Origin of the sequence: Haloprofundus halophilus, assembly GCF_003439925.1 — an archaeon.
GTDB classification, from domain to species: Archaea; Halobacteriota; Halobacteria; order Halobacteriales; family Haloferacaceae; genus Haloprofundus; species Haloprofundus halophilus.
On the sequence record NZ_QQRR01000001.1, the window covers coordinates 669,639 to 683,597 of the forward strand.

17 protein-coding genes and 1 tRNA gene are annotated in these 13,959 nt (G+C 65.8%); 8 read left to right on the forward strand and 10 right to left on the reverse strand.

The features are described 5' to 3' along the window. Window positions 1-57 precede the first annotated feature (57 nt). The 4 genes from DV709_RS03340 to DV709_RS03355 all read left to right on the forward strand — a co-directional run bounded on the left by DV709_RS03340 (window position 58) and on the right by DV709_RS03355 (window position 2,611). Window positions 58-1,359 carry an outer membrane protein assembly factor BamB family protein gene (locus DV709_RS03340; RefSeq protein ID WP_117591746.1) on the forward strand — a complete coding sequence of 434 codons (1,302 nt, stop codon included), beginning with the start codon at window positions 58-60 and terminating at the stop codon, window positions 1,357-1,359. A 132-nt stretch (window positions 1,360-1,491) separates the two neighbouring features. Then, window positions 1,492-1,887 carry a methylated-DNA--[protein]-cysteine S-methyltransferase gene (locus DV709_RS03345; protein ID WP_117591748.1) on the forward strand — a complete coding sequence of 132 codons (396 nt, stop codon included), beginning with the start codon at window positions 1,492-1,494 and terminating at the stop codon, window positions 1,885-1,887. Window positions 1,888-1,971: 84 nt separating this feature from the next. Next, the gene (eif1A, locus tag DV709_RS03350) at window positions 1,972-2,265 is read left to right on the forward strand and encodes a translation initiation factor eIF-1A (RefSeq protein WP_117591750.1); all 294 of its coding nucleotides are present in this window, start codon (window positions 1,972-1,974) and stop codon (window positions 2,263-2,265) included. 67 nt (window positions 2,266-2,332) lie between these two features. Beyond that, entirely contained in the window at window positions 2,333-2,611 is a 279-nt protein-coding gene (locus DV709_RS03355) for a hypothetical protein (protein WP_232819685.1), read from the forward strand. 76 nt (window positions 2,612-2,687) lie between these two features. Here the strand turns inward: DV709_RS03355 and DV709_RS03360 are convergent, their stop codons facing one another. The 4 genes from DV709_RS03360 to DV709_RS03370 all read right to left on the reverse strand — a co-directional run bounded on the left by DV709_RS03360 (window position 2,688) and on the right by DV709_RS03370 (window position 5,343). Continuing rightward, entirely contained in the window at window positions 2,688-3,002 is a 315-nt protein-coding gene (locus DV709_RS03360; protein ID WP_117591754.1) for a hypothetical protein, read from the reverse strand. 129 nt (window positions 3,003-3,131) lie between these two features. Beyond that, window positions 3,132-4,367 carry a Tm-1-like ATP-binding domain-containing protein gene (locus DV709_RS03365; protein WP_117591756.1) on the reverse strand — a complete coding sequence of 412 codons (1,236 nt, stop codon included), beginning with the start codon at window positions 4,365-4,367 and terminating at the stop codon, window positions 3,132-3,134. Next, complete coding sequence (locus DV709_RS17580; RefSeq protein WP_157972635.1) at window positions 4,364-4,507, reverse strand: hypothetical protein; 144 nt, start codon at window positions 4,505-4,507, stop codon at window positions 4,364-4,366. The genes DV709_RS03365 and DV709_RS17580 overlap by 4 nt, the downstream gene beginning before the upstream one ends. Then, window positions 4,504-5,343: a phosphoenolpyruvate hydrolase family protein gene (locus tag DV709_RS03370; protein ID WP_117591758.1), complete on the reverse strand. Its 840-nt coding sequence runs from the start codon at window positions 5,341-5,343 to the stop codon at window positions 4,504-4,506. Before DV709_RS03370 ends, DV709_RS17580 begins: the two co-directional genes overlap by 4 nt. Window positions 5,344-5,510: 167 nt before the next feature. Between DV709_RS03370 and DV709_RS03375 the strand changes: the two genes are divergently transcribed. From DV709_RS03375 to DV709_RS03390, 4 genes are all read left to right on the forward strand, one after another. Next, entirely contained in the window at window positions 5,511-6,524 is a 1,014-nt protein-coding gene (locus DV709_RS03375; RefSeq protein WP_117591759.1) for an alcohol dehydrogenase catalytic domain-containing protein, read from the forward strand. A 163-nt stretch (window positions 6,525-6,687) separates the two neighbouring features. Next, window positions 6,688-7,494 carry a helix-turn-helix transcriptional regulator gene (locus tag DV709_RS03380; protein ID WP_117591761.1) on the forward strand — a complete coding sequence of 269 codons (807 nt, stop codon included), beginning with the start codon at window positions 6,688-6,690 and terminating at the stop codon, window positions 7,492-7,494. 151 nt (window positions 7,495-7,645) lie between these two features. Then, window positions 7,646-7,819, forward strand: coding sequence for a DUF1059 domain-containing protein (locus tag DV709_RS03385; RefSeq protein ID WP_117591763.1), 174 nt, complete (start codon window positions 7,646-7,648; stop codon window positions 7,817-7,819). Between the two features lie 233 nt (window positions 7,820-8,052). Then, the gene (locus DV709_RS03390; RefSeq protein ID WP_117591764.1) at window positions 8,053-9,135 is read left to right on the forward strand and encodes a ferritin-like domain-containing protein; all 1,083 of its coding nucleotides are present in this window, start codon (window positions 8,053-8,055) and stop codon (window positions 9,133-9,135) included. A gap of 18 nt (window positions 9,136-9,153) precedes the next feature. Here the strand turns inward: DV709_RS03390 and DV709_RS03395 are convergent, their stop codons facing one another. The 6 genes from DV709_RS03395 to DV709_RS03420 form a co-directional block, all read right to left on the reverse strand. Further along, window positions 9,154-9,816 (reverse strand): CDGSH iron-sulfur domain-containing protein, encoded by a 663-nt coding sequence (locus DV709_RS03395; protein ID WP_117591766.1) that lies wholly within the window; start codon window positions 9,814-9,816, stop codon window positions 9,154-9,156. An 80-nt stretch (window positions 9,817-9,896) separates the two neighbouring features. Beyond that, complete coding sequence (locus DV709_RS03400; RefSeq protein WP_117591768.1) at window positions 9,897-10,493, reverse strand: restriction endonuclease; 597 nt, start codon at window positions 10,491-10,493, stop codon at window positions 9,897-9,899. Then, the gene (locus DV709_RS03405) at window positions 10,493-10,849 is read right to left on the reverse strand and encodes a winged helix-turn-helix domain-containing protein (protein ID WP_117591769.1); all 357 of its coding nucleotides are present in this window, start codon (window positions 10,847-10,849) and stop codon (window positions 10,493-10,495) included. Before DV709_RS03405 ends, DV709_RS03400 begins: the two co-directional genes overlap by 1 nt. A gap of 212 nt (window positions 10,850-11,061) precedes the next feature. Further along, window positions 11,062-11,132, reverse strand: a tRNA-Gly gene (locus DV709_RS03410). Between the two features lie 89 nt (window positions 11,133-11,221). Then, on the reverse strand, window positions 11,222-12,745 hold the full coding sequence (locus DV709_RS03415; RefSeq protein WP_198665638.1) for an HTTM domain-containing protein: 1,524 nt from the start codon (window positions 12,743-12,745) through the stop codon (window positions 11,222-11,224). A gap of 114 nt (window positions 12,746-12,859) precedes the next feature. Then, complete coding sequence (locus tag DV709_RS03420; protein ID WP_117591771.1) at window positions 12,860-13,954, reverse strand: NAD(P)/FAD-dependent oxidoreductase; 1,095 nt, start codon at window positions 13,952-13,954, stop codon at window positions 12,860-12,862. Window positions 13,955-13,959 lie beyond the last annotated feature (5 nt).

Consider the following 13,959-nt stretch of genomic DNA (forward strand, 5'->3'; position numbering starts at 1 on the left):
CACTCCGGTCCGGCGTAAAAAACAGTTACACTTTGTGACGAACTATCTCGTCGTATCGTGTCGAACCCAGACCTATCCCGCCGACGGTTTCTCGCCGCCAGCGGTGCAGTCGGTGTCGGTGGTCCGGCCGCCCTCTCTCGGTTCCCGGGAGTCGCTGCCCGCGAAAGCGCCCGCTCGCAGGGCGACGGCGAGTTCACACAGCAGGCGGGGGCACAGCCGCAACCCGGCGCGTGGCCGATGTTTCAGAGCGACGCCGCGAACTCCGGCTACCAGATAGACGGCATCGGACCGTCGGAAGGAGTGACCGTCCGCTGGCGGTTCACGCCCGGGGCGAGACAGATTCTCGGCCGGGACGTCAGCGGGATTCTGTCGAGTCCGGCCGTCGTCGGCGGCACCGTCTACATCGGTGCCAACGACGGTCGACTGTACGCCAAAGACGCCGAGACCGGCGACCAGCGCTGGCAGTTCGAGTCCGGGGAGGTGCTCGCGCGAAGCCCCGCCGTCGTCGACGGCACCGTCTACGCGGGGGCGTCGACGGGGAAACAGCCGATATACGCGATAAACGCCGAGAACGGGAGCGAGCGGTGGTCGTTCGAGACGATAGACGCCCTCGGACGGGCGACGAAGGGTCGCTCGCCGAGCAGTCCGACCGTCGTCGACGGCACCGTCTACGTCGGCAGCGCCGAGACGTCCATCGTCGACCCGCGGGGAGCGGTGTACGCGCTCGACGCCGACACCGGTGACACGCAGTGGACCGCCCGAGTCGACGGATACGTCGACGGAACGCCCGCCGTCGACGAGACGTCCGTCTACGTCGGCGGGTCGACGGGGGGAGTGTACGCGTTCGACGCCGACACCGGCGAACTTCGGTGGCAGTTCGACACCGAAGACGTCGTTCGGAGCAGTCCGAGCGTCGTCGACGGCACCGTCTACGTCGGCAGCGACGACACCAACGTTTACGCCATCGACGCCGAGACCGGCGACCAGCGCTGGCAGCACGTCACGAAGAGAGGCGTACAGAGTAGTCCGAGCGTCGCCGACGGCGTCGTCTACGTCGGCAGCGACGACGGCGGCCTGTACGCGCTCGACGTGATGACCGGTCGGCGGCGCTGGCGCTATCCGACCGGCGGATTCGTCAGGAGCAGCCCGACTATCGCCGGCGACACGGTTTACGTGGGCAGTTCGAGTTCGAGCGTCCACGCCGTCGACGCCGATAGCGGTGAGAGACGCTGGCGCTTCGAGACGGACGGCAACGTACTCAGTAGCCCCGCCGCCGTCGACGGAAGTCTGTACGTGGCGGCGCTGGGCGGGTCGGTGTACGCGCTCTCGGGAACGTCTCCCTCGTCGTCCGTGTCGTGACCGGTGTGAGGAGCGACGCCGAGGCGGGCCGCATCGGTACCGGAGTGAGGTGTATCTGCACCGGAATGGGCCGCATCGGCACCGGTGCGGGGTGTATCTATTTTGCCTGCGCGCTCGACTGACTCGGTACCGATGGACGTAGAACTGTTCGGAACGACTGTCGCGCTGGACGAGGCGGTCGTTTCGGTTTCACCGGACGAACTCCGTCGACAGATCGCCGCCTACGAGTCCGGCGAGCGTCGGACGTTCGACCTCGAACTGCAGCAACCCGCCGGCTTCACCGGCGCGGTGATGGAAGCGATGGCCGAGATACCGTACGGAGAGACGCGTACGTACGGCCAACTGGCGGCGAAGCTCGACACCGCGGCCGTCGCCGTCGGTGGAGCGTGCGGGCGGAACCCACTTCCCATCGTCGTGCCGTGTCACCGCGTCGTCGGCGCGGACTCGCTCGGCGGCTACTCCGCCGGTGGCGAGCAGGGGCTCCGACTGAAACGCCGTCTCCTCGACCACGAGCGCGCAAACGAGTGAACCGGTCGCCGCTCGGGGACGATGACGGCGCTCGACACCGCGACGCTAGCTAGCTATTAGCACGTGCGGCGACTACGCTCGACTATGAGCGAAGAGCGCTCCCGGCGGCGGAACCTCCGGATGCCCGCGAACGGCGAGCAGTTCGCACTCGTGACGGACATGCAGGGGTACGGCCGCGTCCGACTCCGCTGCGACGACGGCAAAGAACGGATGGGACGCATCCCGGGTCGGATGCGTAAGCGAATCTGGATTCGAGAGGGCGACGTCGTCCTCGTCGAACCGTGGGACTGGCAGGACGAGAAAGCCGACATCGTGTGGCGATACGACCAGCAGGACGCCGAGCAGTTGCGCGAGGAAGGCCACATCAACGTCGGGTGAAGTCAGCGGTCGGCGGCGGTGCGTTCCGCCGCTCGGCTCGCTACTCCCGGCGAGCCTCGGCGTCCGGATGCCGGTAGATACAAGCACCAGCTACCTCGGAGACGACAACGATTGTCAGCGTGCGATGGTTCGAGAGTTCACCGAGGACGACCGGAACAAACGCGTCGTGACTGCAGAAGGAACCGAGGTCGGAACGATACGCGAGGTGGACGGCGACCGCGCGACGGTCGACCGCGACGACGACGCCGGTCTCACGGACAAGGTAAAGAGCTTCCTCGGGTGGGACGGCGACTCCGACGAACTGCGCACCGAACACATCGACTCCTACGACGAAGGGCGCGTCTGACTGCGAAACTCGCCGTAAGCGGGAATCGGTGCGCCGTCTCGGGGTCGAGCCGTCGACTCGACTGTTTTTCGCTCGGTCAGTCGTCTTCCGACGCTTCGGGTAGCTCCGGGTTGCCGAGCGGAGCGTCGGTGCTCGGGAGGTCGAGCGAGACGTCGCGGACGCCGATGGTGTCGAGAATCCGGCGAAGCGTCTGCCCGCGGTCCGTGCCCCGGGGCGCGTCGATGCAGGAGAGGTGGACGAACGCGCCGTAGATGTCGCCGCCGAGTTCGTGCGACACCGAGAAGAACCGCTGCTGCATGGTGAAGTCGCCGAGCCGGAGCTCGACGACGGGGTCCTCCTCGACGAGGTCGCCGCCGCAGATGTCGCACGTGGGCTGACCGTTGTTGTTCATAGGGCGAGAGAGGTATGCGGCGCAGCGACGAGAAAGTACGGAACAGTCTACACGACCGAGTATGTGGGCGACGGACGCGTCGGCGCACTCCGGACCGGGCGCCGGGGGTCGACTCACTGTCGCAGCGAGTCACCCGCTGTCCGACGTCGCGTCCGCGGACGCGTCGCTCAGGAACTCGTCCATCTTCCGTGCGAGCGCCAGCGCGAACTCGTCGTCGTTGACGGCGGCGTCCATCTCGACGAGTTCGACACCGGGGTCGAGGTGCTCGCGGACGGCGTCGAACAGCGCCTCGTCGGCCTCGGGGTCGAAAAACGGCTCGCCCTCCACGTCGAGCATCGAGACGCCGTCGAGTGGCAGATACACCGCGACGGCTCCCGACGCGTGGTTCACCTTGCCCGCGAGAATCTCGCCGAGTTCGGCGGTCTCGTCGGGCGTCGTCCGCATCAGCGTCACCTGCGGATTGTGCCGATAGAACGTCCGGTCCTCGAATCGCTCCGGGACCGAGTCGGGCGGTCCGAAGTTCACCATGTCGAGCGCCCCGACCGAGACGACGTGCGGGATTCCCATCTCGCCGGGCGCGTCGAGTCGGTCCGGGCCGGCGCTGAGTACGCCGCCGACGAGTTCGTCGGCCCACTCGGTCGTCGTCACGTCGAGTACACCGTCGACGACGCCCTCTCGAACGAGACTCTCCATCGCCCGCCCGCCCGAACCGGTCGCGTGAAAGACGATGGTCTCGTAGCCGCGCTCTTCGAGGTACTCGCGGGCGGTCTGGACACAGGGCGTCGTGACGCCGAACATCGTGAGAGCGACGGTGGGTTTCTCCTCGACCTCGACGTCGGCCTCCCTGGCGACCATCCCGACCATCGCCAGCGCCGCGTTCGCGATGATGCGCCGAGAGAGCTGATTCAGGCCCTCGATGTCGGCGACCGAGTACGTCATCGCGATGTCCTTGAAGCCGACGTACGGTTCGACGTCGCCGGAGGCCATCGTCGACACCATCAGTTTCGGAACACCGACCGGGAGCGCCCGCATCGCCGTCGTCGCGACGGAGGTGTTACCCGACCCGCCGAGTCCGAGGATACCCTCCAACGTTCCCTCGTCGTGGAGTCGCTCGGCGATAGCGGCGGCCCCGCGTCCCATCACGTCCATCGCCTCGCCGCGGTCGCCGCCCTCCCGGAGCGATTGGAGGCTCGTCCCGCCGGCCTCGGCGACGGTTTCGGCGTCCGTGTCCGGCGTGAACTCCGGGTCGTCCATCACGCCCACGTCGACGACGTGAACGTTCACGCCCTGCGCCTCGATCACGTCGCGGGCGAACGCGATCTCCTCGCCCTTCGTGTCGAGCGTCCCGACGATGACGACGCTCACAGCGGCTCACCTCCTTCCACGTCTTCGGCTTCGCCCGATTCTTCCGCGCCGTCGGGCGCGTTCGGTAACTTCGGGACGCCTCGGTCGAACGACGGACTCTCGACGTCCTCCGGCGAGACGGAGGTGCGGTCGGCGCTCATAGCTCGATGTCCTTGAACTCGCGGGCCTGACTCTCGATGGCCTCCTCGGTCGGGAGGCGCTCGATGCTGGACGCGCCGAAGAAGCCGACGACGCCCTCGGTGTTGTCGAGGACGTGTCTCGCGTCGTCGGGCCACGCTATCGGGCCGCCGTGGCAGATGACCATCACGTCGTCGTCGACGTCCGTTGCGGCGTCGTGAATCTCCTGCACGCGCTCGGCGGCAGTGTCGAGGTCGAGCGACGTTTCGGCCCCGATGTCGCCGCTGGTCGTCAGTCCCATGTGCGCGACGACGACGTCGGCACCGGCCTCGGCCATCTCGCGCGCCTGGTCGGTGTTGAACACGTACGGACAGGTGAGCATCTCCTGCTTACTGGCCTCGCGAATCATCTCCACCTCCTCGTCGTAGCCCATCCCGGTCTCCTCCAAGTTCTGCCGGAACTGGCTGTCCTCGTCGATGAGACCGACGGTGGGGAAGTTCTGTACCCCGGAGAACCCGCGGCGCTTCAGGTCGGCGACGAACACGTCCATCTGCCGGAACGGGTCCGTCCCGTTCACGCCGGCGAGCACCGGTGTCTCCTCGACGACCGGGAGCACCTCGTGGCCCATCTCGACGACGATCTCGTTGGCGTCGCCGTAGGGCAACAGCCCCGCTAACGACCCGCGGCCGCCCATCCGGTAGCGACCGGAGTTGTAGATGATGAGCAGGTCGATGCCGCCGCGTTCGGCGAATTTCGCCGAGATACCCGTCCCGGCACCCGCGCCGATTATCGCCTTCCCTTCGTCGACCGTCGCGCGAAGTTCGTCGAGCGCTTCGTCGCGCGTGAATCGGTTTGACATACCACGATACTGTATCACGAGACCGGATAAGTAATGATGGGGAGGTGACAGCAGCGGCGGACTAGTTCGAGATACTCATGCCGGGCACCGGCCACTACGTTCGCGCCGGGCACCTGCCATCACGTTCGCGCGGTACGTCTATGCACACAGCGGACGAACGTTCGCCAATGCGTACCGCAGCATTCACCGAACTCGTCGGTCCCGACGGTGTCGACATCGTCGACGAACCGACGCCGGAAGCAGGCGTGGGAGAGGCCGTCGTCGACGTCGAAGCCTGTGCCGTCAACCGCCACGACCTCTGGATTCTCGAAGGCGACTCCGCGATGGTCGACACCGGCGACCTGCCGTTCGTCAGCGGCCTCGACGTCGCCGGCGTCGTCGCGTCCGTCGGCGACGACGTGACCGCCGTCTCGCCGGGCGACCGCGTCGTGCTGTGTCCGAACGAGACCTGTGGAGTCTGCCGTTTCTGCCGGGAAGGTCCGGAGAACCTCTGCGAGAACTTCTCGCTGTACCACGGCGGCCTCGCCGAATTCGCGCTCGTGACCGCGGACCGCCTCGTCGCGCTCCCCGACGCCGTCGATACCACGACCGCGGCGGCGCTGCCGACCGCCTACATGACCGCCTTACACATGCTCCGGCGCGCCGAGGTCGGGCCCGGTGACCTGGTGTTCATCCCGGGTGCGACCGGCGGCATCGGCGTCGCGAGCGTGCAGTTAGCGGACGTTCTGGGTGCGCGAACGGTCGGTACCTCCTCGTCGTCGGCGAAGCTCGACCAGGTGTCGACGCTGGGCCTCGACCACGCCGTCGAAGGGGCCGACGTCGAGGAGATTCGAGCGGCAGTGCGCGATATAGGGGCGCCGGACGCGGTGCTCAACCACCTCGGCGGCCCGTACACCGAACTCGGACTGGACCTCCTCCGTCGCGGTGGCCGGATGGTCGTCTGCGGTCGGACCGCGGGCGGTCGCTCCGAAATCGACGTACCCGACCTGTTTCTTGGACACAAACGCCTCGTCGGCAGCACGATGGGGACGCAACCGGACCTCGAACGGCTGGTCGAACTCGTCGCCGACGGGGCGCTCTCGCCGGAGATACACGGAACCTTCCCGCTCGAAGAGACGGGCGCGGCCTTCGAGGCGATGGCCGAACGCGACCACGTGGGGAAAATCGTCGTGACGCCGTAGACCGACCCGAGGGCGAAACCCGACCGCGAAGCCGACTACGGCGACGGCGGTTGCGGCAACGGTGACTGCAGCGGCGGTGGTTGCGGTGACGGTGACTGCAGCGACAGCGCGTCTGTCGTCTCGGGGACGAACAGCTATAGTAGCCGTCGCGTGTACTATATCCATGGCACACACTGACACACACGGTGCGCTCGACGACATCAGCTACCTCGCGCGCTCACACCACCGCGTACCTCTCCTGGTGGCGCTCGCGACTCGGCCGAGGAGCGGGGCCGAACTCCGGGACCTGGCGAACGTCTCCTCCTCGACCGTCCGACGGACGCTCCGCGAGTTCGAGACGCGACGCTGGGTGCGTAAAGACGGGTTTCGGTACGAGGCGACGGAACTCGGGGCGTTCGTCGCGTCCTCGGTCGAGGCACTCGTCGGACAGGTCGAGACGGAGCGGAAGCTCCGCGACGTCTGGCACTGGCTCCCGGGCGAGGAGAGCGGCTTCGGCGTCGACACCTGCGTCGGGGCCGTCGTCACCGTCGCCGAGTCGGACGACCCGTACCGACCGGTGAACCGGTTCGCCTCGCTGCTCCGGGAGACCGACCAGTTCCGGTTCGTCGGCGTCGGCATCGCCCTGCTCGAACCCTGCAGAGACGAGTTCCGCGAGCGGGTGCTCGACGGCATGCGCGCGGAGATAATCGATCCGCCGAGCGTCGCCGAGCACATCCTCGAAACGTATCCGGACCACTGCTCGAAACCGCTCGAAAGCGACAACTTCAGCGTGCGGATACACGACGACCCACCGCCGTACGGCGTCTGTCTCTTCGACCGTCGGGTGGGCGTCTGCGGGTACGACCACGACAGCGGAACGGTCCGTGTGTTGATCGACTCCGTGGCCCCCGAAGCGCGCGAGTGGGCCGAAATCCTGTACGAGTCGTACTACCGCGAGAGTCGACCGCTCCGCCGCGAGACGATTCTCTAATGAGGCGGCGGCGCACCGCCGTCTCCCCGAGCGTCGTCGTTAGGTGACCGCCGAGCAGTCGCCGCGCGACGGTCACTCGTCGCCCGACCGGCGGCCGATAGCTACCTCTCTTCACCGGTCGTGTACTCCTCCGGCGAACGGAGACACAGCCATGAAAGACGCACACAAACTCGACTGCGAGTCGGCCGCCGCGGACTGCCGGTTCATCGTCCAATCGGAAGACGAATCGGAGGCGATAGAGCTCGCGAGGCGACACATGCAGGACGTCCACGGCAAAGAGTACAGCGACGACGAACTCCGGACGGAGCATCTGCAGGTCGTTTGAGCGTTCGTCGAGGTGCCGAGCGCTCGAGCGGCGGTTTTTCCGGTGAGAGGTGGGTTCCCGACGCGTTCCACGTCCGTCGGCGGCTCTCTCGCCTCGAACCCGGCGAGATGTGCACGTCGGAGCGGGTGTGAAGAACGTCGCAGCCTCCGTCTGAGTGCCGATGTCTCGAACTGCGGAGGAGAGTGCCGACTACCCGTGTTACTTATTCGCGTGGGGGTCGGACTGTATAGAGTATGTCAATTGACACTCTCGAATCGCTCCACGAGCACCTGCAGTGGGCGATTCAGGTCGAACTTTCGACCATTCCAGCGTACCTCTACGCGATGTACTCCGTCGACGACGACACCTCCGTACCGTACCGGCTCATCCGGAGCGTAGTCGTCGAAGAGATGCTCCACACAGCCCTCGTAGCGAACGTACTCACCGCTGCCGGCGGCGAGCCGCGGTTCTACGACGAGAGCGTCGTCCTGTCGTATCCGATGGCGCTGCCTCACCATCGGCCCGAAATCGTCCTCGGGCTGGAACGAGCATCCCCGGAACTGATCGACCGCGTGTTCGTGACGATCGAACGGCCCAGAGAGGTCGGCGGGTTACCGGAGGACGACGACTACGAGACTATCGAACAGTTCTACATGGCCGTCGAGGAAGCCATCGAGCGCCTCGACACCGAAGAGGGACTGTTCGAGGTGGACCGGACCGACCGCCAGATGGCGGAGTCGGGCTACTACGCCCCGGTGGAGTACGATTTCGAAGAGAGCGGAGGCCTCGACGCCGTCGTCGACCGGGAGACGGCCACCAGCGCCGTCGAGACCATCGTCCACCAGGGAGAGGGGTACCGAGACGCCGAGTACGCCGACCCCGACCACCACGAGCAGACGCACTACTACAAGTTCAAACAGATTGCCGACGGAACCCATCCGCTCGGTGAGACGCGCGCCGTGCCGACCAACCCTCGGGCCGCCGAGTACCCGGAGCATCTCCGCCCGGCCGCGGACCTGTTCAACGCCTGCTACTCCTATCTCTACGTGCTGATGGACGGGCTGTACTCCCCTGTCGACTCGGAGACGAAAGACGACCTCGTCCTCGAACTCTACGGCGTGATGATGGCGGCGATGCGGCCGTTGGCTCGGTGGCTGACCAGACAACCCCTCGCCGACGGCGCGGACGAACACGCCGCGCCGACCTTCGAGTTCTATCGCTTCGACGGCGACCCGGTGGAGGAGTTGCACCGACTCGCTGACGCGGTAACAGAGCGAAATCCGGAACTCGCCCACGTCCACGGCGCGCTGGTGCAGCTTCGGGGCGTCGGTCGGTGAGCGAACGCTCGAACTCCGTCACTCCCCCTCGGTCGAGAAACCGATTCGGCCGTGAGTACCGTCGCAGAAGGGTTTGTCTTCCGAGTGCCCACACCGGCAGAGCCAGACGTCCGTGCCGCGGAAGACCGACCCGTCGTCTTCCCCGCTCATCTCGAACGGGCCGCTGACGTGGAGCGGACCGTCCGGCGTCGGCACGACCGAGAGTCTACCCCCGCCCCCCGTCGCCCCTGTCTCCGCGGAGTTGTCTTCGACAGTTCCCGGGGCCTCGAACTCGATTTCGAGGTGGGAGTTGTCGCAGAGCGGCTTGTTGTCCGAGGCCCCGCATCGACACAGCGCGATTCGGGTGTCGGCGAGCAGTTGCTCGTCGTCCGGCGTCTCGATGACGCTGTCACCGCGGACGTAGTGCGGCCCGTCCGAGGTGACGGTAACGGTGTTCTCGTCGGCGACGGCTTCCTCGGGGCCGTCGTCGGCTCGTTCGTAGTGGAGCGCGCCGGTGGGACAGCGCTCGATGACCTCGGCGATATCGTCTGCGTCCGCGTTGTGCGGGTTTACCCACGGCCGCTGGTCCGTGTCGAACACGTCCGGGAGGCCGCGGACGCACTCCCTCGCGTGGATGCATCGCCGCACGTCGTAGCTGACCTCGATTCCCTCGCCGGTGTACCTGTGTATCTCTTCGTCCATCGCTTGGGTCTAGATGGGTGGGAGAGTTGTGAAGGTTCGTGGCGTGGTCTGTGAATACGTGTAACTAAAGAATTCCTGCGTTAGAGGAAGAAAATCGTTGCAACCTCGAACAGTACATACCCGACAACACCGAGTATCAACAGAAGTTGGAGAACCGCCACAACGGCCTCGTCAGTACTCATCTCGTCCTCCTCGAAAGTAGTTGGTTTTTCAGTAGGGGTAGAATCTACAGGCTCCGTCTGAGACACGTTCATCGGGCCGACATACGTGTCGACTAAGTCAACGGCTCCCACCTCATCGATAAGGCGCGAGAGTGAATCGCCGTCTAACAACTTCACGTTCAAATCGCCCGCCAATTCCTGTGCCTGACGAGTGAATCCACTCGTGGTGACAACTACGACGGTATCAGCATCCTGTTCTTGGTGTCGGAGACTGCTGTACTGCTGGATGTCGCGTGACCCAACGTTGTTCCCCTCGTCGTACCGTTTGGCCTGAATAACCTGCTTCTCCCGGAATGGGGTGGACCTGGTGGCGATTACGTCGATTCCTTTGTCGACGGATTGTTGAGAAGCTTCAGTTTCCCAGCCGCGGCGGCTCCACAACTCTGCGATGAACAACTCAAACTCGTACGGTTCGAGACTACGGAGTCGTTCGTGATGTGCGGTGGTGACAGCCATCAGCCGCGGAACTTGTTGACGAGGCTCTTGGTTTTCTTCGAGAGGACTTTGAGTCCTTCGACGCCGTCGCGGATAGCTTGGTCGAGGTCCGCGTCGAAGTCCTCCCCGTTGGACCAGTTGGGTGCTTGGTTGAACGTCCAGTCGTTGTCGAGGTCTGCATAGGGGTCGAAGCCGAGGTCATGGTTTAGCTGTTCGATTTCGGCGTGCATGGCGTCGACGCTGTCGAACCGGTTGAGTATGTTGCTGACGTAGGAGGGTGAACAGTCGACGCGGTCAGCGATTTTTGTCTGAGAGAGACGTGGGTTGTTGTAGGCGGTGATGAGAATCTTGCGTTGAAGCTCGGTTTTTCGGGCCATGGCTGAGTGACAATTCTGTATACATTCAATACTTCTTTAATGTTACTGTGGTAGGTTCTGGGGTGCTCAATATATTACAGTCCAGAGAGACTGCCAAGCGCACCGATTCTCACGATAGAGGTGACTACAGCCGCAAAGAGTGAGAGCAGCGCCGGCCGGGACCGAGCAAACCGAAGGTTTGCGAGGGTCGGGCGGCGCGCGACCGAAGGGAGTGCGCCGGCCGGGATTTGAACCCGGGCCATGAGCTTGGAAGGCTCAGGTCCTACCACTAGACCACCGGCGCGCAGTTACCCAGTTCTATACGAGAGAATAAGGGTGTTACTCTTCGCATTCGTCGGCCGACACGGACCGACGCGGCACCCGCCGAATCGCTCACGCACCGGTCGAACAGTTGTACGTTAGCAGTTCGTGCCGTTCGGTCGGCTCCGGACCGTCGAACCGCGTCGGCTGACTGACGTACGAGAGCGTGACCGTCGCCAACTTCTCGTCGTGCGCTCGGTTCCAGCGACTACAGAGGTACTCCGCGAACTCGCGCTGCAAGCGGTCGTCGTCCGCGTAACGTAGGTCGCCCATGTACTTGCGCCAGCGGGAACTCGGGTACATCTCCATCGTGTCGGGTCGGTCTTCGACCGGTGGCGACAGGTAGTACGCGTCGACGCGCTCGCCGGACTGGAGTTCGCCGGGGGCGACGTACCACCAGTCGGCCGTCGGCGGGTGCGGCGCGAACATGTTCCACGTGTTGCCCGACGGGTTGAGCGTCAGTCCACCGTCGTCGGGAGGCGAGACCAGACCGACGGCCATGGCGTTCCAGACGAGAATCGCCGCCAACAACACCGCGACGACGGCGGGGGCGGCGCGGCCGCACCAGCGTCGGATAGTAGCCAATCGCGACCCGGCTGTCTGCTCGGACGCGGACCCGGAGTCAGGGCGAAGTCGAGCGAGTCTCGGGGCGAGGCCGAGCCGTCCCGCGGCGCGCTCGACCGAACCGGAGAATCGGTCGACCGACCGGTCCCACACCGCCGGGGGGAGGAACACGAGAAGCGCCGTTACCGAGACGAGCGGGAACAGACCGATGCGCATCGTGAGAAGCATCCCGACGTGCATCCCGGCGAACGCCAGAACGAGTAGCGTTCGGAGGCGGCCCGTGAGAACGAGCAGCAGCGGCGACGCGACGACTAACCCCAGCCAGAGGAGGTTGAACGCGTGGAGCAGCGCCGGGAACTGCGCCAGCGTGTCGCCGAGCAGAATTGTGAACTGCTGGAGGCTCAGCACGTAGCGGACCGCTTCGCCGTCGAGCCAGAGGTCGCCTCTGAGTTTGAACACCGCGTTGACCGCGTAGACGAGCACGACCTGAACCAACAGCGCGGCGGAGGCGAGACTCGCCGCTCGCTCCCTCGGCGTTTCGACCCGTCGAAGCGCGTCGACGGACCACCGCTCGCCGAGCGGGAGGAACAGCCCCCAGAACAGGAGACGACGGAGCACGGAGTCGCCGCCGTTGAGCACGCCCGGGTTGCGCGCGTGCAGCGACACGAGGAGGAGAAACGAGAGTAGCAGCGCTGTTCGCGTGTGGTAGCCGAGAAGCAGCGCCAACCCGCAGAGGCCGGCGAACAGAAACAACAGCGCCTGAACCCACAGGGAGCCCGAGAGCGTGTGAACCGAGAGCTGTGAGAGTGTCGGGTACAGGTCGTACAACAGCGCTCGCGGGAGTACGCCGGCGTCGGTGTAGAACGCCTCTAGATACCGTGCGCGGAGGGCGAGGTCGGCGACTAGCAACAGACCGAGCGAGATGCGAAAGGCGGCCAGCGCTCGCGTGTCGATGCCGAAACGCGCCGTGAGCGCCGCCGCGAGGCGAGCGCGGACGCTCGCCGCGGGAGGAGGGCTTCTCGAATCGCTCATCAGCACGGAGCTACGACGGGTCGGGGTATTCAATCATTCCCATCGGGACTCCGACCGAAACGAACCCGAACGGACGGCGGACCGCCGCACTGTCGGTGCTGTCGAACCGAGGCGTCAGTCGTCGTCCGCGGGCGGCGCACCGGCTTCCCCGAAGGCGCGGGCGGCCTCGCGGACGCGAGCGCCGATTCCCGGCGTCTCCTCGCGTTCGACGGGGCCGTTTTCGCGGATCTCTTCGAGGCTCCGCGGGAACTCCCGCAGGTCGTAGTGGATGCCGATGCCGGCTTTCGCGCCCTGCCCCATCGCGACCGGGACCTGGTTGTGGCCGGGGACGATGTCGCCGACGGCGACGACCCCTTCGACGCTCGTTCGCCCGTGGTCGTCGACGGCGACGGTGCCGTCGTCGTTGAGGTCGCAGCCGAGCTGCTCGGCGAGGTCGGTGTTGTAGTTCGAGCCGTACATCGGGAACCCGCCCCGATACTCCCGGAACTCGCCGTCGTCGAACTCGAACCCATCCAGCCAGCCGTCGTCGCGCTTTCGCATCCCCGTAATCTCCGCCTCGACGACGTCGACGGGGTGCGCGCGGAGTTGCTCGTCGGTCTCGTCGCTCCACTCGGGGTCGTCGCCGCGAAGCAGCAGGTCGACCTCGTCGGTGAAGTTGAGCATGATCATCGCGACGTGGGCGGCGCTCTCGCCGTTGCCCATCACGTACACCGGCCGGTCGACGAACATGTACGCGTCGCAGTGCAGACAGTAGTGTAGCCCCTTCCCCGTCCGCGGCAGCGGCGGGTCCGGTCGCTCGTCCGAGAAGCCGGTCGCGATGACGACGCGCCGAGCGAGGAACTCGCCGTCGTTGCCGACGAGGTGGAACCGACCGTCGTCGGTCCGTTCGGCCTCGGTTATCAGGTCGCGGTGAAACGTCGCGCCGTACTCTTCGACCTGTTCGCGGGCCGTCTGCAGAAACTCGTTGCCCGAGACGTCCTCGGTGACGCCGATGACGTTGTGCGTGTCGAGCATCATCGCGGCGCGGCCGCCGCCCCGGTCGACGACCGCGGTGTCGTGGCCGAGCCGCGTCGTGTACAGTGCCGTCGAGAGTCCGGCGGGGCCGCCGCCGACGACGACCACGTCGTACGATTCCGTCGTACCGCTCGACGCGTCTCGCGCGTCGGCGTCGGAGTCGGCCGGGTCGCCAGCCGCTGAGGTCTCACTCATTAGCC